Here is a 17701-nt window from a genome sequence, read left to right as displayed (position 1 = left end):
TCTTGACTCCTCTCCATAATCTAGTATACAAGGTCATAGACTCTGGCCCTTGTACAAACTGTTACTGTATAAATGTATTCATCCGCCATCTTATTGTCAACCTAATTTTATTTAACAAGTTGACAATAAGAGCAAAAAAAGGGGCTGCTTCTTTATCATACCCACCATAAAACAGCCGTAGCGAATACAGCAATCACAGCATATACGTAGCCTAAACGCCCATTCTTCAGTGTTCGAAGATACGTCCGTTCTGCATATGCGCCAAAACCTTTGCCTTCCATAGCCAACGCCGTCTGCTGAACGCGTCTCACGGCATTCACCAACACAGCAGCCGCATACCCGCTCCACCATGATAAGCGATTGCCCCATCCTCGTGGTGGCATCTGCCCCCGAACACGCCGTGCAGCCATAATGGTTTGCCCCTCTTCTTCCAATAAGGGTAGAAAAGTCAACGCCACAGAAATACCGAACGCAAACCGATAAGGCACACGCAAGCGCATATTCAAAGCCTGCACAAAATCTCGGGGATCGGTCGTCGAGAGATAGATATAGGATGCCAAAAACAATACAAAAATCCGCAGCGTTAATGCCCCCGCGATATCCAGTCCCTCAGTTGTAATCACAATGGGTCCCCATGAAGCGATTGTATGCCCTTCTCGAATCGCTAGGATAGACAGAATAAAATACGGAATACCTAAACCAATCAGGAACGACATAGCGCGAAGTTGGCGTGCCAGCGTCAAACGTGCGCCGAAGCCAGCCACAGCGATCAGTACCACCAGGAGTGCCGCTTCCCGTATCGTCGAATCCCATGCCATCGACAGGAGGCTAAAGCATCCCACCCATATAAGCTTACTTAACGGTCCAAGCCTGTGCAGCGGCGACGAACCGCCGTTATACTGAAATAGCATTTCGTTGTGCCTCCAGTCTAAGCCATTCTTCATGCAGTATTGAATACATCAGCATATCTTTAAAGCCTGTAGATGTATGCTGTACCTGCCGTAACAATCCTTCCTGGGACCAGCCCATCGAGGACAGCAGGGCTTGTGAGCCTGTATTGCGCGGGTCCACCAGCGCTTCGATCCGATTTAATCGAATCGTGTTATATCCGAATGACAGCACTAAGCGAAGCGCCTCGGTCATATAACCGTGTCGCCAATAAGGCTTGGCCAACTCATAACCAATCTCGGCTTTATAAGCTCCCTCCGTCTGCCAATAATTAAAGCCGCAGCTTCCAATCAGCCTCCCGTTCTCCTTCAGTTCGATCCCCCAGCGCAGCGCATCTTCCGTCTTCGCCAGCTCATTCAATAGCTCAATCATATCCTCTGCATCCTCACGTCCTGACATACCGGAAAGATTCATATAACGGTGAACCTCCGGGTCAGACCAGCAAGCGAACATTGTAGCCGCATCCCGGCTTTCCATCCTTCGCAGCCGAAGACGCGGGCTTTCCAGCAGTGGTATATGCCCCTTACATGCATATGCACACAAATTCCATCATCCTTCCAGCATCCAAATAACAACAAATACACGCTACATTTAAGCATACACCTCCAACAAACACAACCTTATTAAAGTGGACAGGCCCTTATAAATCAAATTAGCCCTCCGCTTCCTGGTATCAGGAATGAAGAGGGCTACTTTTATTGTTATAAGATTTTTGTGTCTCTAATCCTTTTAAGAAGAGGTACGGGCAGTGACATGCGCTGGATTTTTCACAACATCCTCGTACAATACGCCTAGCATCGACTGAATTTCCTGCAATTCTTCGATCCCTGCGCCGGTAAGGCTGAACATATCATCATGCGGTGTCAGAAAGTTTTCCTGTGTCAGGTTTTCCAGCTCCTGCTTGACTTCACGTTCTCCTACGCGGTATCCGCGTTCTTCGAGTACAGGTTGTATATCTCTTACCGTCAAATCGTCCTGATGTGCATAAGAAAGCATCTGTATACGGATAAACAAGTTCTGAACATCTGCATGCATAATTGTAACTCCTCCCTGGCCTAAGCCAACATGTTACATTGTTTTTACCCATAGGGGAGAAGCTGGAAACAGATGAGGGCAACCCTCGCTGAATTACTTTCTATATTATATGTCCCGCTAAAACGTAAAGCTTTGCCGTCAGCGTTACTTGTACAGATAGGGAATTGTGCTGCTAGAGTACGGAGATTATTCCAAGGCGATAGTGCTATTTTCTACTTGACTGAATATGTACAATCGTTATATCTTAAATTAATTAACCAATGGTAAAAGCGATTTGCACAATTACCTATTTTTGGTTGTATATACAACAGTTTATATGAAAATTTAATGTTAGGAGCGTGGACTCTACATGTTTCAAACTATTCCTTACGAAGGAACACGTCAGGAACAATTCGAATCCGTTCTCGGACAACTCCGGGCACTTGTTCACGATGAATCCAATAGGATTGCCAATTTAGCGAACGCTTCAGCGTTACTGGGTCACTTTCTTCCAGATGTGAACTGGAGTGGCTTCTATCTTTATGATGGCACTGAGCTTGTACTAGGTCCTTTCCAAGGTCTACCCGCATGTATACGGATTCCACTGGGACGCGGCGTTTGCGGTACCGCAGCAGCTGAACGGCGAACACTTGTCATAGACGATGTACATGCATTTCCAGGACATATCGCCTGCGACGCTGCTTCCAATAGCGAAATCGTTATCCCTCTGATCAAGAATGAGGAGCTGATTGGGGTGCTGGACATTGATAGCCCTCTAAAAAGCCGATTTGATCAAGAAGATCGTGTATTCCTAGAAGAATTTACGGCTATTCTGGTGTCCAGCCTGTAACCAAAAATTGTGCATATATATAGTCTTCCTTCGCCACAATATATGAGGGTCCTAAAACCTAAACTATCCGGCGAAGGAGATTGATGATCAATGTTCAACAACATGGCTCCACAACAACAACTTCATCAATGTGAACAAATTATGCAGCAATTGGTACAACAAACACAGCAAGGAACTGCTATGTATCAGCAATTGCTGCAACAAGAGCAACAAAACGCATCCAGCCTTGAAAGCCTAGTGCAACGCGAACGTAGCGCAGCTCAAATGATTCAAACCGCAATTCAGCATCACCAGCAAGCGATGCAGCAATACCAGCAAGTCATTCAACTGTGTAGCCAATTGGAAAACTCCATCCGCTCAAGCAGCCAAATGACTCAACCTGGATTTGGCGATAACTATGCTTCTCGCAGTATGCAACCATCCACCTTTAGTGCAGGAAGCCACATGAACCACAGCTTTCCGCAACACATGGGGACGACCGGGCAGCATTTTGCAAGCAGTGGTAGCATGCAGCAGTACGGAAACAGCAGTCAGCAAAGCATGAGAACAGCACCAAGCAGCATGTAAGCTGCTTTACACAAAAAAGGGTGAACAGCAGGCCGTCGATGGGTTTGTTGTTCACCCTTTTTCATATTACTTATAGCCCTTTTCATCAGCTGTTGCTCTAGGTTAATTCCCGTTTGGCCAGCTCCTTCATTCCGTCTCGCAAATATTCAGCTAGCCCAGGGCGATAGCCTTCATACATTTTACTGAAGTCCTCATGTTCTACATACAAGTCTCCCAGCCCGCTATAAATTTCTGCTGTAGGGGTATAGAATCGGCTTACCCATTGAAGATGACGGCGGATCAGCGCCTGTACTTCTGCACTGTTATGCTTCAATCCCTTATGCATGGCTTCAGCCAGCTCCCGATGAATCTGATCTGCCTCTGCCTGTGAATCCAAATAATCCTCTTTGCTCCAGTTCGTCGTCGCGGTCTTACTCTCCTGGATCTTTTCTTCGACCTGTGAACCATAACGTTCCGTCAGATCACGTTCATACATTTCCTGTTTTTCCGGGTTAAACCCTTGGTACATTTGCTCTGGTTTCATCGTTTGTTCTCCTTTCAAATGAGCCACCGTTTCGTCAATGGTCTGAAGGAGAGTATGCAAGCGGAAGACCTTAGCCTCAATCTTGGCTCGATGCACCTGCAAAACCTCGGCTTTCTGCTCCTTGGTTTGCTTTAGCACATTGCCAATTTCGGATAAAGGCAAATCCAGTTCCCTGTACACCATGATTTGTTGAAGCCTCAACAGTTGTTCCTGCTCGTAATAGCGATATCCATTATTTCCGATATGATGTGGTTTCAGCAATCCAATTTCATCATAATAATGCAAAGTTCGAACGCTGATTCCTGACAGATTAGATACTTCCTTTACTGTATAAGCCATTCCGCTTCCCCCCTTGCTTTCACAGTCTACAGCCTCCCGTGGCGTGAGAGTCAACGCCCCCACTTCCCCACCTTGGTAATACACTTTTACCCTGTAAGCACATCATGAACCGCTAATTGCCAACGATTTTTCATACTTGCGACCTACAGTAGGTATCTTTAGATATCTATGCAAAAAAAGCCCTACAGCGTATTTCAAATAGGCTGCGGGCTTCATATATTCAATTCGATTTGGCAACTAAGAGAAGCTTTTTCCCATGACCACATGATCGTAAAAAGCTATCTTTTGAATAATTTTCTCCAAATTGCGCTGCGTTTGGGCCATCTGTTCTTCCACTTTCTTTTTGTGGGCAACCAGGAAGTCTCTTCTCTCTTGGATTGTGGCTTCTCCTTTTACATTTAGCTCAAGATATGCCTTAATTTCTTCAATGGTCATTCCCGTATCTTTCATAGCCATAAGAAACCTGATCCAATCCATTTGTTTCTCGGTATATACCCTTCTCCCACCCTCATCCCGACCAACATCAGGTAGAATGCCCTCTTTTTCATAATAACGAAGGGTAGATGCGGGCAATCCACTCCTGATTTCAACTTCTTTAATGGAGTACATGGTTGATCCCCTCCTGATTCTTTTATTTTCGCTTCAAGCCAGCTGTAACGATAAGTATAAGTTTTCATAGAAAAGAGTGCAAAATTAACATTTCTCTATTCACCAACTGAACAGTTAGCTCTCTCCCTGTCCTTCCCCTCGTAATCTCCCAATATAACTCCTTACATTCTCCTCTGGATGGCTCACTTCCCATTGATCTAACCGCCGATTGACCTCCTCATCCTGAGAATTCAACTGGTAATAGAATATGGCCGCTCGTAATTGGTGCTGCTCTTCGACAGGTTCATCACCAGGCCAGTGGTACTCTTGCTTGCCGTTCTCATCGGTAGTCCCTATCGCTCCATCCAGTAACGGGGAACGACCTTCTAGGCCTTCACCACGGGCAATGGCTTTGAGAAAATCGGCATGTCTCCTAGCAACATCAGGCGAACAACGGTACAAATTCTCAAAAATATCAAAGGCATCAATCGGATCGTATTCCAAATTCTCAAGGAAGTGCCTTTGCAGCAGTGCGGCAACCTTCTTATTGCCCGTCAGTCCCGACAGAAAATAAAATGTAGGCATTTGTGCCTCATAACGAAAATCATCGACATGGCTGATAATATCGTCCACAATCTGCTCGGTCTGAACACCTTCACGGGCTAACCGAGTTAGTATCCTCACTGCCTTATACTGCGTCCAATCGTACACCCCGAACGCCACCTCATACAGCATGGGAATCGCTTTTTCCCTGTAATTGTAGATAATCTCAAAAATCGCATCCTGTTGAATATGCAGCCAGTCGCCCAACCCTTCGTACTTTCCTGCCAAACTCTCAGGCTTCTGCAACTCAGTTCCAAAAAAATAACGCGGGAATAGAGGCAATGCCTCTTCTCCCAGCATAGCAGCAGCCTTCTTCGCCTCGGCGGTGAATTGCTCGGGCTGATCTACTAATCCGCCGACCTTTATAATGACTGCAGGAATAGCAGTGTCCAAATCGATTGCCATATGTAATTCACAGCTCCTTATCGTATATTACTAAAAATTCCTTCGCCAACTAGAATATTCATTCTGAATATATATCGGTAATCCCCTATAATTTCTCAACACGTTTTCCATGATTAAAAAAACATATTTTGGGAATTACTTGTATACTTTTCAACAGTTTACTTAATATATGCGATTGCTTCTCTAAGCCTATTCTTTTTTACTATAATTATTTAGTATTATAAGGATATAAAAAAAGGAGGTTATCATTTGAAAAGTACAGGTATGACACGTCCCCTAGATGCGTTAGGCCGTATCGTCATTCCCAAAGAAATGCGAATTTCTATGGATTTTAATGTGGGTGACCCCGTTGAGATTTTCGCAGATGAGGAAACCGGTATTCTCGCCTTTCGAAAATATACCGGGGTGACGTGTAAAATGTGTGGTTCAGCAGAACAATTGACTTATTTTAGAGATAGTTTTATTTGTAAAGAATGTATTGAAAGTTTAAAGAAGGGGTTAAATTTTAGCCCTGTCCTAAGACCAGCCAAATCGGCTTTAGCCAACGGACAACGGTCGATTAAAGAGTCCAAACGTCTACGGAGATCGACACAGCAGATGATTGAAAGCCTCAAAGAATTAATGCAAAAGCAACCCAATGCAGCACAGCACGAATATGCCAAAATGCTTGAGGTTTCCCAAGCCCGTATATCCCAGCTCAAAAAAATGCTATAACTACAGCTTGCTATCCTACATAGGTATACACCAGAGATTTCATCATGTACAGCTAATTTTGAACCGTGATACGCAGCATCATAGCTAACCGACAAAAAGTAGGAAACACATTTGCGAAATCCTCGAACTAGGTACAAAGAACTACTAGATGACTTGCAAGCGACAACGCCTTATTAATAAGACTATGCCAATTAATAGTAACGCCTAAATTAAACGAAATGACCTTCTCTACGTAAAGAAGGCCATTTCGTTTATTTATTCATTTTAATGTTGTTTCAACTCATCCAAAATACTTTTACCTGTAAAGATATGATTTTTAGTGACAGTGAGTTTCAAAAAAATATCTTATAGGAACTTGCCCATTCCAACAAGTACGTTTTCTAATCGTTCGATAGGATCGCCACAACCACACTTCGCAACCACTAATGAAGTAAGTAATTTGGTTAATTCCGGTACACAGTCTTATATTGATGTTACTCAAATCAGTCAGGCTCAAGGCCCTTATCCAAGTATGCCTGCAATCTGGCGAAGCCATTCTTTACGTGTATCTTCATCGGATTGGGGTACCGACTCGAAAAATATATGATACATAACGTCAAGTCCGCAATATTCAAATATGCCTTTGTCGGACGTCAAGTGAAGTGCTTGATCCATGCCATTGCTGGCATATTCCGCATGTGATTTCCCTTGGGTGTTGAGGATGATGACTTTCTTCCCCTTGAGTAGCCCCATCTGCACCCCGTTTACATATTTGTAAGCAAACCCGTAAGAGAATACGCGGTCAATATACCCTTTCATTATGGCTGGCATCCCCGTCCACCATATCGGATAAATAAAGGTGACCACCTCTGCCCATTGCAAAAACTTCTGTTCCCGCACAATATCTTCTCCGATTCCTCCAATAATCTCGCTACTGCTGACTACAGGTTGAAAGCCGATATCATATAGATCACGAACCACCACATCATGCCCTTTTTGCTTTAGCCCCTTCAATGCTGTGGTCAAAATTGCATGGTTAAAGCTTTCTTGTGATGGATGCGCGTAAATAATAAGATGTTTCATTTTCTTCTCCTCCATTTACTAATAAAATGAGTGATTGATCAATTACTTAGCTTCATACATCTTCATCTAACTGAATCTGCATCAATTCATAGTTCCAATAAAGATACGTTCAGTCAACTTGAAGCGTATGCTGCTCATAAATGTCACCTACGTTGATTGTTAATCAGTTAGTAATTGATCAATCACTAATTGATTGGTCTCAGTATAGTTTATTCATTTTTATTTCGCAAGTGCTTTTGGTCCAACTTTATATAAAGAATTGTAAAAAGATCTGATCCAAGGCAGTGTTATTATCGCTGTCCAAAGAAAATAAAGTCCCCCAGTTGATGCCCTTCAGAGTGTGGCTACAGCTACCATTCCACAGGTAGAAGAAGTGCTAAGCAAGTTGAGTAGGCTTTTTAAAAAAGAAATGGGAAACTGGATCGAAGTAGATTTTTCGCCATGGGGAAGCCAAAACAGCCAGAGACAGCTATTCACTCTTATACGCAACGCGATAATCACAAACCGTGTTATAAAGTTCCGCTATTATAACGTCGCCGGGGAACAGAGTTATCGTAGCATCGAACCTGCCAAGCTCTTGTTTAAAGATAAATCCTGGTATGTGGAGGGTTACTGTTTAAATACCGAAAGTTATCGTGTATTTAAGATTAGCCGAATGAAAGAGATTGTAGTTACGGAAATTAGTTATGAGCCAAGAACAGTCGTAGCAGCTACAGATACAAAGGTGAACGACTTGCTTCATACCATTGAAGTAACTCTTCACATTTCTGCTCAAGGAGCTTACCGCGTATACGATGAATTTGCCGAGAAAACAATTACTCAGAGGGAAGACGGCTCTTATACCGTCACGGCACAATTTCCTGTAGGCAATTGGTTGGACAGTTATCTGCTATCCTTTGGTCCCCTCCTTATAGAGGTTAGCCCCGAACAAGTACGTACAAGAATATTGTCTCATTTAGAAACGATGAAAAGAAATTTAAATGATCCTCTATAATATGACATCATGTAGTCATATTATTACTGCTATGATGAGTTTGAAGTTATCGCTCACAACATACTCACCATAGGAGGTTGAAGAATCAATGAATCCACATAGATCCCTGCCACCAGTAGTAGAGACTTACTTTACATCAGCGAACAAATCCCGGCTTGAAGCATTTACTTCCGCTTTCGATAAAGATGCGTTGATCTTGGATATGACATTAATAATACCATCGTCGTAATTGCGAAAGTAGACGGAGACTTTGATAAATCGAATCTTCCCGACCCACTCCTACTTAAACATCAATTTCTAGTAAACAACAATAAAATTAAAGAACTGATTATTACACTTCCATAAAAAAATTAAAAAATAAGAAAGGGAAAACGTATATGCCCGCTTATGTTGTTTTTATACGTGAACAGAGTACCGATCAAACTGAACTCCAACTCTATTCTCAATTGGCACCGGCAGGTTTGGCGGGACATTCCGTCAACCCCCTAGCAATGTATGGCGCATACCAGGTCCTGGAAGGACCCAATATTGAAGGGCTGGCCATCTTGGAATTCCCCACTTTTGAGGAAGCACAAGCTTGGTACTTTAGTCCAGCCTATCAAAAAGCCCTAAAGCATCGACTGCGCGGAGGGCGTTACCGGGGTATCATTGTCGATAGTGTGTAAGGTTCGCAAAACAAGTGAACTCGGAGTGAAGATACCTAGAGGTAGTTCTCAACCCTATTGTCAAAATTAGGAGGAATTATTCACATGAGTTTTCAATTAGAAAGCATTTTAAGTGAGTTTAAAGGCAAAAAGGCCTTGGTCACAGGCGGTACCAAAGGAATGGGAGAGGCTATTGCTAAGAGACTTACAGCTGCAGGTGCTACTGTAATAACTACGGCTCGAACTACTCCAGTTAATTTAGAAAATGCGGACCTATTTATTCCAGCCGATATTAGTACGCCTGAAGGTGTAGATAAAGTGGTAAACAGCGTTCTTGAGCGCCTAGGCGGTGTAGATATTCTTGTCAACAATGTTGGAGGCTCGTCAGCCCCATCCGGGGGAGCTCTTGTCTTGACGGACGAGCATTGGCAGCAAACTTTTAACGCCAATCTGTTTGCTGCCGTCCGTTTAGACCGTGGACTGCTGCCGGCTATGGTGGAAAAGGGTTCAGGTGTTATTATTCATATTTCATCTATTCAACGTCGCTTGCCTCTATATGATGCAACATTGGCTTATGCTGCGGCCAAAGCAGCTTTAACTACTTACAGCAAAGGATTATCCAAGCAGTTTTCGCCTCAAGGCATTCGTATTAATACAGTTGCGCCAGGCTTTATCGAAACGAAGGCAGCACAAAGTTTGATTGATCGGATTGCTGAGACTACAGGCGATCGAGAAAGTGCATTAAAGCAACTAATGGACTCGTTGGGAGGAATTCCAATTGGTCGTCCAGGACTACCAGAAGAAGTCGCTGAGCTTGTTGCTTTTCTGGTATCCGACCGGGCCGCTTCTATTACAGGAAGTGAATATAATATTGACGGTGGAACAGTTCCAACGGTCTAAAACTCAAGCTAAATACGCTTTATCCAAATATTTTTCAGTCTAACACTTTATTTTCATCTGACATTCGCGCAAATAATGAGAAAAAAAAGCCCATCTAATGAGCAGATATACGTAAAACGTATTATCCATGTCCATCAGATAGGCTTTTATACAGCTATTTACCGTTTAATAACGATCAGCTTGGTTTCCAACATTTCTTCCATAGCGTACTTTACACCTTCGCGTCCAGTGCCACTTTGCTTCACACCGCCATACGGCATATGGTCAACACGGAAGCTTGGTATGTCATTGATCATCACGCCCCCTACCTCAAGCTTGTCCGCTGCATCCAGCGCGGTCGTGATATTACGTGTGTAAATTCCCGCCTGTAAGCCATAAATTGAATCATTCACATGGCTCACAGCCTCATCTACAGAGCTAACGGAATGAATCAGCACAAGTGGGGCAAACACTTCGCGACAAGACACCTTGGAAGTCGGGTCCACATTGAGCAATACGGTCGGCTCCAGAATCCCACCTTCGGCATGACCACCCAGAGCGATTCTCGCGCCTGCTTGGACTGCTTCCTCCAGCCACACACGAACACGCTCGACATCCTTGGCTGAGATGAGCGCCGATACGTCCGTGTCCGGGTCTAGCGGATCTCCGATTTTTAAACGTTGAGTCGCTTCTATAAATCGGGACACGAACGTATCATACAGCTCACCGACAACGTAAATACGTTGAACCGAGATACATACCTGCCCCTGATTGGCAAAGGCTCCACTCACACAACGGTCGATGATCGCGTCCACATCTGTATCACGGTCAATAATAACAGCCGCGTTGGAACCCAGCTCCAGCGTAACCCGCTTCAAGCCAGCCTTGGAGCGAATTTCTGTACCGACTGCCGGGCTACCGGTGAAGGTGATATAGCTGACACGTGGATCAGTGACAAGTACGTCGCCAATGGTTTTGCCATCGCCGCTGATCACGTTAAGAGCGCCCGCAGGCAACCCGGCCTGCTCCAACAGCTCCGCGATCAAGTAAGCCGACAGTGGTGTCTGCTCCGCAGGCTTCAATACGACCGTATTGCCTGCTGCCAGCGCAGGGCCCACTTTATGAGCGACCAAGTTCATCGGGAAGTTAAATGGTGTAATAGCTCCTACTACCCCGACGGGTTCTTTGAGCGTGTAGGCCATACGGCCCTCGCCGCCTGGTGCTGCATCCAGCGGAATGGTCTCTCCGTGAATGCGCTTGGCTTCTTCGGCTGCAAACTTGTAGGTTTGTACCGTCCGATCAACTTCCGCAAGCGCAGCCTTCCATGGCTTGGACGCTTCACGTGCAATGGTACGCGCTGCATCCTCACGCTGCTCTTCCAGCAGGTCAGCCAGCTTCTCCAAAATAGCTGACCGCTGGTGCGCTGGCATGGCCCGCATCTCTGCACGTGCATCAGAAGCCGCCTGAATAGCGGTCTTGGCATCCTCAGCAGTGGCCTCTGCTACCTCGGCAATGACTTCCTCGGAATACGGTGATTTCAGCGTCGTATATGATGAAGCTGCTTTCCATTCACCGCCAATAAATAAGTGCTGCTGCATGCTTTTTTCCTCCTTTGCTCTATATCAATGTCTCATTTAATACTATTTCACTGTCAGCACTGGACAAGGTGCGTGCTGAATCACATGATGGCTCACACTACCCAGGATCAGCTCCGAAACAAGTCCCTGTCCCCGTGTTCCCATAATGATCAGATCTACCTTTTCCTGATCTGCAATTTTACAAATGAAACTCGCCGGATCACCATGACCTGCCAGCATACGGTACGAAATGCCGTCGTCCTTCAAATAGTCGGCTGCAGGCTCCAGAATATGACGACCTTCCTCTTCGATCCGCTCATCCACATCAATCCCAACCGGGGGCTCATTCATGGATAAAGTCGGATTTACATGCAATACGGTCAGATGCAGGTTTCCCTGAAGCTGCTTGGATAACGTTTTGGCTGTCTCCAATGCCTTCATAGCGTGTTCCGAACCATCAATCGCGACCAGAATCTGTTTGAATTCGCTCATACTCTTTTCCTCCCCAGAAGTTCAATGTTAGTGTGCATCTACCTGAATATCCTGCATATGTCGGCGACGTACGATCAGCACAGCTACGCCAATCAGTACCATCAATGCTCCAAAATAAAACGGAGTTTCTGCTGCATACCACTCTGACAGCTTCCCTGCAAGCCATGGTGAAATGGCCCCGCCCAAAAAACGCATAAAGCTGTAAGCCGCAGATGCTGTGGAGCGCTCCACTGGAGCAGCCTGCATAACAGCGGTTGTAATCAATGTATTGTTAATCCCCAGAAAAATACCAGCCACAATGACCGCGACAATGACAGTCGTTGGCGAACCAGCTAAAGTCCCAATCGCCATAACACCTAAATCAATGGCAAACAACGTCAGCATGATACTAATGGAAGATACCACGCTCAAGCGTGCTTGAATCTTTGGAGCTACAAACACCGAGGTAAAGGCCAGCATAATTCCCCAACCAAAAAACACATAACCCAAACCATGCTCGTCTAAATGCATGACATATGGAGAATACGCCATCAACGTAAAGAATCCAAAGTTATATAACAATGCTACAATGCCGAGCGTGAACAAGGCAGGATAACTTAACGCTTTGAATGGGTCCGCAATGGAAGCGCGTTTTTTCGGCTTTGGAATCGAAGGCAGCATAAACGTAATGAACAAAAAGCCAATAACCATCAATCCAGCTACACCGAAAAATGGACCGCGCCAGGAAATGGAACCTAACTCACCGCCTAGCAGCGGGCCGACTGAAATCCCAAGCCCCAAGGCCGCTTCATACAAAATAATCGCTTTAGCTGTTCCAGAAGTGGACAGACCTACAATCGCAGACAACGCTGTTGCGATAAACAAAGCGTTTCCCAGGCCCCAGCCTGCCCGGTAGCCCACAATTCCGCCAACTGTACTAGCCGTGCCGCCCAGTCCGGCAAACACAATAATAAATAATATGCCGGTTAATAACGTCCATTTGACACCCAATCGACTAGATACAACGCCCGTAATCAGCATCGCAACGCCCGTCACCAGATTATAGCTGGTGAACAGCAGCGACACCTGGCTTTTCGTAGCATGAAGCTGATCGGCAATGGCCGGCAGGATCGGATCGACCAATCCCAGACCCATAAATGAAATAACACAGGCAAAGGCGACCGCCCATACCGCTTTAGGTTGAGACAGCAAGCCTGAGCGTTCTTTTAACTCTTCAGGTAATGCATGTTGTGAACTCATAATAGGATGTTACCTCCACATCTGAATGTAAATGTTCTTGTTATGATGGGTCGTGCTCAAGTTCCTCATCCAGAAGAACCTTACGTTCACGCACCCTAACCCGCAGCTCCTCCAGCTCTGTCTGGAGCATACGGATACTGTTGATCTTTCCCTCCATTAAGTCCAACTGTTCGTTCAGCGTACGTTCCATATCCTCCAACATGGTCCGTCGCTCGATTGGCTGCAAATGCTCTGTGCGCTCGCGATATTCCTCCCGCTGCCCCTTGAGCATTTCTGCTGCGGACATGTACCGCTGAAGTTCTTGCAAAGAAAAGCCAAGCACTTCCTTGGCACTCACTATTTTTTTTAGTAAATCCACATCCTCCTGCGTATACAGCCGCATATTTCCTTCACTGCGCTGCGGGGAGGGCAATAAGCCGATTTCCTCATAATAACGAATAGTTCGCTTGGTTAAACCGCTTTGCTTCGCGACCTCATCAATTTTATACGTAACCATGACACCCACCTTATGAAAAAGATTATATATAAATACTACGCCTATATAACGTTAACGTCAACGTAAACTTTCAAACACAAAGAAACCGCCTCTGTTAGAGACGGTTCCTATTTGGGATTGCATAGTCATAGACCCGAAGCATCGGCGCTCAAGCCCATGAATATCACTTTAGATGAAGAAAGTACGTGTGATGATAACCAGCAAAATAAAGAGTACCAAAATGACACCAGTGGAAGTCCACATGCCGTAGCCGCCACCGCCACAGCCACAGCTTCTATCTACTTCACCCATCTCAAATTCCTCCTCCCTCTGTCGATTACAACAAATCGCCCGAAATCAAATTCTTCAACTGAGAATTAGATAACGAATGCTTTGGAAATAATAACGAGCAGAATGAAAAGTACCAGAATCGCTCCTGTAGATGTAAAAGCTCCATAACCAGCGCCTACTCCAGACATGGTGATTCCTCCCTTCATGGTTTACAAAAGCATCTTATGCTTATGCCACCGTCCATGATAGGGACAAATGCCGCGCCTGCTGCCCAAATATGGGTTTGGGGTCCAGTTATTCTTCGGATGCGAGCATTCCGTGATACAGGAGATTTCTTGCCTGCTTGGCAAGTACAGACGGGCTTTCACGTCCAGGCAGCAATTTCGTTAACGTCAGCCGTTCTATCAAACCGATCACACATTCTGCTGTCAGTTCAGGGTCAAGTTCCTCACGGCAGGAACCCCATCGTTGTGCCGCCAGCAGATGCTTCTTGATGTGCTCCGCCATTTCCGCCTTGATGTGTACCGAGTCTGCCGCCTGGTAAAAACCGACACGAGTGATCGCCGGATTATTAGACAACATGCGAAAAATAGCTTCCAGAAAAGCTTGTCCCCGTCTCAAAACTTCAGCTTCGCTTAGGTCCGGGCCAATCTTCATACTTTGTACCGTCTCATTCACCAAAGTACGGAAGCTCTCCACAAGCTCCTCATACATTTGTTCTTTGCTTTCAAAATGAATATAAAAATCCGGCTGCGTCAATCCTGCACGTGCCGCAATCGAACTTACCTTAGTTTGGTAAAACCCCGTCTGAGCGAACTCTTCAGCCCCCGCTTCCAGTAACAACCGCCGACTTTCCCGACTTCTGACTCCTGCTCTTATCACGGTTTTGCCCCCTTACACCACAAATCTATCGTATTATAAAGTTCCTTTGCAGTAAGAACAACGGGCTTGAGGATGATATATACCTTTCCTTCAAAAGTCCTAATATAGAAGGACTGAATGTTATGGAAAATCAAGGGTATCCCCCTTCAAGGTATAATTAACCAGTTAGATGGATGAACGAGCAGGAATTATTACGCCGAATTTTAATTTTTATACTTGAGAATTTTGTGAAATCCTGACTTTCGATATATCTCAGTGATGAGGAGCATATTTGCGCATCATTTCAATCGTTATCAGATCATCATCCAGCCCCCGTTGTTGCAAGCCGTCGATAATTTGCTGACGCTCCTGATCTTTAACATTTTGTCCGAATTTAAACTTGGCGGTCCATTCCTCGGGTACAATTTTGATCAGAGCGACCCCTTTCAAACGTGAGGCATACCGAGAATCGCTGGCATCAATCGTGTCATATCCGCCTTCCGGTTGCAGCTTACTCATAAAAGTGGAAAATGCTGATGCTTTTTCTTCCAAATCCACTACAGGCTCCGCATGACCACGCACGGTAATACTTTTAAAAAATGAGATCGCAGGACATGCCATATGTTCATCCGTGAAATAAGATGGAATGAGCGCATATTCTTTGGCGGCTGAAAAAGTAACCCGATTATCCTCTTTCATCCGTTCCATCTTTTCTCCAGCACGACTGCCATGAATATAAAAAACGCCATTTCCATAAGCGAAATTCAAGGGAACCACACGCGGAAAACCATCCTCGCTGTTCATGCCTAAAAATCCGAAACTGACCTCGCTTAGAAACTGCTCTATTTCCTCTAGTTCTTCTACCGTAAATTCCTTTCTTCTCATAGGGGACTCTCCTTCCATCTATTGACCAATGATACATTTCAGATTATGTTGAAAATGGATTATTAAAAAGATCCAATATGAACGGAAATGACTGGTCCAATATAAGGAGAAAAGTATGGACATTACGATTGCTTATCAGCGCGCAATTCAAAAATATCATTTGAAATACTTGGCATTGTATCACGCTCTTCGAGAGGGAATTCTCACTGGCTCCCTTGCCAGCGGTACGCGCCTGCCTTCCAGTCGTGATCTGGCTGTGATGTATGGCATTTCGCGCGGAAGTGTTAAAGAAGCATACGATATGCTGTTGGCAGAAGGATATGTGAATTCGGTAGTAGGCAGAGGAACCTTTGTTATGGAACAGACTGCAATGTTGCCAGACGAATCTCTAATCGATCAGCAGAACCAAACCCCGCCTATTGCAAAACAAAAAGCCCCTGCTCTGTCAGCATGGGGACAACGAATAATGCAGCTCGAAAGAGAACGAGCCTTATACTCGGCTCCTGTGTCTGCTACGGGTAGAGACGGTGCACAGCAGCCTTTGATTTCTTTTCAAGCAGAAGAAGATGTATTGGAGGGCAGCTCACAGATCGCATGGAAAAGTGCATTGGCTGCCGCTGGCAAGGACCTGCAAAAGCCTTCGGATGACTCGACGCCTGCACCAGTGAACGGTGATAAAGGGCTGCGTGAAGCGATTTGCCATCATGTTGGCAGAACACGCGGAATTACGGCTACCCCGGATCAAGTCGTATTATGCAGTGGTTCCATGGAAGTGATCACGTTATTAAGTCAGCTGCTTATTCATGAACAAGATAACATTGTACTGGAGAATCCCTGTTATTCCGGCATCTACCGTGCAGTTACTGCCTCAGGCGGACAGATACACGCTGCTGAGCTGGATCAGCATGGAATTATTCCACAGGATTGGGATGCCAAGCTCCTGTTTGTTACGCCTGGACGACAGTTTCCAACCGGTGCTGTATTGCCATTAACGCGCCGTCAACATATTTTGCAATGGGCAGCATCCAAGGGGGCGTGGATCATTGAAGATGATTATGACAGTGAATTCCGCTGGGCAGGACGCCCCATTGAACCATTAAAAGCACTGGACCGCGCGGAATGTGTCATCTATGTCGGTTCCTTTTCCAAAAGCATGTTCAGCAGCCTTCGACTCGGGTTTGCCATCCTGCCTGTGGCATTGGCTCAAGCGCTGACTGCTGCCAAACGACTATACGATCCCCTGCCGCCTGCCCGCTTGGAACAGCGTGCACTGGCACGTTTTATGATGCGCGGAGACTACATTCGTCATTTGCGGCGGATGACTCGAATATACAGATCACGCTACGACGTATTCCAGCATGAAATACAGCCGTTGAGTGAGCTGTTTCACTGGCAGCAGAACGATTGCGGTCTACACGCCTATGCCATCTGGAAGCATGGACCTGCCCCGTATCATCATTTGATGCAGACAGCACGATTTTATGGAGTCACATGGCGTGATGCTGCTGATTACCAACTGACACCGGGACCTCCTTCAGCCTGCTTTAACTTTGCTCACTTAACGGAGCAGCAGATTATCGAAGGTGTTAAGCGTCTGCGCCAGGCCTGGGACAGTATCAAACATCAGTATCACGGAGCAACGCTAAGGCATTAAAAGGGTACTCCATTCGTACTTTGTATATAGCAAATTAGACTAACGATAAAGAAGACTTGCCCTTTCCATTCCCTCACTCTTTCATATGATGCTAGTA

General features: G+C 45.4%; 22 protein-coding genes. 7 read left to right on the top strand and 15 right to left on the bottom strand.

Features of this window, described 5'->3' with window-relative positions:
• Nucleotides 1-155: 155 nt before the first annotated feature.
• The 3 genes from ACH59B_RS03800 to ACH59B_RS03790 form a co-directional block, all read right to left on the bottom strand.
• Entirely contained in the window at nucleotides 156-911 is a 756-nt protein-coding gene (locus ACH59B_RS03800; RefSeq protein ID WP_102999219.1) for an energy-coupling factor transporter transmembrane protein EcfT, read from the bottom strand.
• Nucleotides 895-1491, bottom strand: coding sequence for a GNAT family N-acetyltransferase (locus ACH59B_RS03795; RefSeq protein WP_285694260.1), 597 nt, complete (start codon nucleotides 1489-1491; stop codon nucleotides 895-897). The genes ACH59B_RS03800 and ACH59B_RS03795 overlap by 17 nt, the downstream gene beginning before the upstream one ends.
• Before the next feature lie 186 nt (nucleotides 1492-1677).
• Nucleotides 1678-1983: a hypothetical protein gene (locus ACH59B_RS03790; RefSeq protein ID WP_285694258.1), complete on the bottom strand. Its 306-nt coding sequence runs from the start codon at nucleotides 1981-1983 to the stop codon at nucleotides 1678-1680.
• 349 nt (nucleotides 1984-2332) lie between these two features.
• Here ACH59B_RS03790 and ACH59B_RS03785 point away from each other — a divergent pair, with 349 nt between their 5' ends.
• Together ACH59B_RS03785 and ACH59B_RS03780 are read left to right on the top strand one after the other, a co-directional pair.
• Nucleotides 2333-2812 (top strand): GAF domain-containing protein, encoded by a 480-nt coding sequence (locus tag ACH59B_RS03785; RefSeq protein WP_285694256.1) that lies wholly within the window; start codon nucleotides 2333-2335, stop codon nucleotides 2810-2812.
• A 90-nt stretch (nucleotides 2813-2902) separates the two neighbouring features.
• Entirely contained in the window at nucleotides 2903-3379 is a 477-nt protein-coding gene (locus ACH59B_RS03780; protein WP_017425717.1) for a hypothetical protein, read from the top strand.
• A gap of 97 nt (nucleotides 3380-3476) precedes the next feature.
• Here the strand turns inward: ACH59B_RS03780 and ACH59B_RS03775 are convergent, their stop codons facing one another.
• The 3 genes from ACH59B_RS03775 to ACH59B_RS03765 form a co-directional block, all read right to left on the bottom strand.
• Nucleotides 3477-4241 (bottom strand): MerR family transcriptional regulator, encoded by a 765-nt coding sequence (locus tag ACH59B_RS03775; RefSeq protein WP_019686120.1) that lies wholly within the window; start codon nucleotides 4239-4241, stop codon nucleotides 3477-3479.
• Between the two features lie 237 nt (nucleotides 4242-4478).
• Nucleotides 4479-4850 (bottom strand): MerR family transcriptional regulator, encoded by a 372-nt coding sequence (locus tag ACH59B_RS03770; RefSeq protein ID WP_044787871.1) that lies wholly within the window; start codon nucleotides 4848-4850, stop codon nucleotides 4479-4481.
• Between the two features lie 114 nt (nucleotides 4851-4964).
• A complete protein-coding gene (locus ACH59B_RS03765; protein WP_017425719.1) occupies nucleotides 4965-5837 on the bottom strand; it encodes a hypothetical protein in 873 nt (290 codons plus the stop codon).
• A gap of 249 nt (nucleotides 5838-6086) precedes the next feature.
• Here ACH59B_RS03765 and ACH59B_RS03760 point away from each other — a divergent pair, with 249 nt between their 5' ends.
• Nucleotides 6087-6551, top strand: coding sequence for an AbrB/MazE/SpoVT family DNA-binding domain-containing protein (locus tag ACH59B_RS03760; RefSeq protein ID WP_016819375.1), 465 nt, complete (start codon nucleotides 6087-6089; stop codon nucleotides 6549-6551).
• Between the two features lie 501 nt (nucleotides 6552-7052).
• Here the strand turns inward: ACH59B_RS03760 and ACH59B_RS03755 are convergent.
• Nucleotides 7053-7613, bottom strand: a complete 561-nt coding sequence (locus ACH59B_RS03755) for an NAD(P)H-dependent oxidoreductase (protein ID WP_090891299.1) — start codon at nucleotides 7611-7613, stop codon at nucleotides 7053-7055.
• Nucleotides 7614-7953: 340 nt separating this feature from the next.
• Between ACH59B_RS03755 and ACH59B_RS03750 the strand changes: the two genes are divergently transcribed.
• The 3 genes from ACH59B_RS03750 (at nucleotide 7954) to ACH59B_RS03740 (ending at nucleotide 10151) form a co-directional block, all read left to right on the top strand.
• Nucleotides 7954-8607, top strand: a complete 654-nt coding sequence (locus ACH59B_RS03750; protein WP_277376255.1) for a YafY family protein — start codon at nucleotides 7954-7956, stop codon at nucleotides 8605-8607.
• Nucleotides 8608-8984: 377 nt separating this feature from the next.
• Complete coding sequence (locus ACH59B_RS03745) at nucleotides 8985-9272, top strand: DUF1330 domain-containing protein (RefSeq protein ID WP_017425723.1); 288 nt, start codon at nucleotides 8985-8987, stop codon at nucleotides 9270-9272.
• A gap of 84 nt (nucleotides 9273-9356) precedes the next feature.
• On the top strand, nucleotides 9357-10151 hold the full coding sequence (locus tag ACH59B_RS03740) for an SDR family oxidoreductase (RefSeq protein ID WP_277376254.1): 795 nt from the start codon (nucleotides 9357-9359) through the stop codon (nucleotides 10149-10151).
• A 158-nt stretch (nucleotides 10152-10309) separates the two neighbouring features.
• On the opposite strand, the gene ACH59B_RS03735 is transcribed toward ACH59B_RS03740, so the two are convergent.
• From ACH59B_RS03735 to ACH59B_RS03700, 8 genes are all read right to left on the bottom strand, one after another.
• Nucleotides 10310-11728 (bottom strand): aldehyde dehydrogenase family protein, encoded by a 1419-nt coding sequence (locus tag ACH59B_RS03735; protein WP_277376253.1) that lies wholly within the window; start codon nucleotides 11726-11728, stop codon nucleotides 10310-10312.
• A gap of 42 nt (nucleotides 11729-11770) precedes the next feature.
• Nucleotides 11771-12199, bottom strand: coding sequence for a universal stress protein (locus tag ACH59B_RS03730; RefSeq protein WP_277376252.1), 429 nt, complete (start codon nucleotides 12197-12199; stop codon nucleotides 11771-11773).
• 27 nt (nucleotides 12200-12226) lie between these two features.
• Nucleotides 12227-13438, bottom strand: a complete 1212-nt coding sequence (locus ACH59B_RS03725; protein ID WP_277376251.1) for an MFS transporter — start codon at nucleotides 13436-13438, stop codon at nucleotides 12227-12229.
• A 40-nt stretch (nucleotides 13439-13478) separates the two neighbouring features.
• On the bottom strand, nucleotides 13479-13934 hold the full coding sequence (locus ACH59B_RS03720; RefSeq protein WP_016819380.1) for a MerR family transcriptional regulator: 456 nt from the start codon (nucleotides 13932-13934) through the stop codon (nucleotides 13479-13481).
• 168 nt (nucleotides 13935-14102) lie between these two features.
• Nucleotides 14103-14225, bottom strand: coding sequence for a hypothetical protein (locus tag ACH59B_RS03715; RefSeq protein ID WP_016819381.1), 123 nt, complete (start codon nucleotides 14223-14225; stop codon nucleotides 14103-14105).
• 65 nt (nucleotides 14226-14290) lie between these two features.
• Entirely contained in the window at nucleotides 14291-14392 is a 102-nt protein-coding gene (locus ACH59B_RS03710; RefSeq protein ID WP_014599460.1) for a hypothetical protein, read from the bottom strand.
• A gap of 106 nt (nucleotides 14393-14498) precedes the next feature.
• Entirely contained in the window at nucleotides 14499-15083 is a 585-nt protein-coding gene (locus ACH59B_RS03705; RefSeq protein ID WP_017425727.1) for a TetR/AcrR family transcriptional regulator, read from the bottom strand.
• Nucleotides 15084-15338: 255 nt separating this feature from the next.
• Entirely contained in the window at nucleotides 15339-15950 is a 612-nt protein-coding gene (locus tag ACH59B_RS03700) for a pyridoxamine 5'-phosphate oxidase family protein (RefSeq protein ID WP_103042172.1), read from the bottom strand.
• A gap of 115 nt (nucleotides 15951-16065) precedes the next feature.
• Between ACH59B_RS03700 and ACH59B_RS03695 the strand changes: the two genes are divergently transcribed.
• Nucleotides 16066-17604 (top strand): PLP-dependent aminotransferase family protein, encoded by a 1539-nt coding sequence (locus ACH59B_RS03695; protein ID WP_103042171.1) that lies wholly within the window; start codon nucleotides 16066-16068, stop codon nucleotides 17602-17604.
• Nucleotides 17605-17701: the final 97 nt, after the last annotated feature.

Source organism: Paenibacillus sp. DP01, assembly GCF_044784315.1.
GTDB lineage: Bacteria > Bacillota > Bacilli > Paenibacillales > Paenibacillaceae > Paenibacillus > Paenibacillus polymyxa.
The sequence above is the reverse complement of the archived record's forward strand: the minus strand, read 5'-3'. Positions and strand labels throughout refer to the sequence as shown.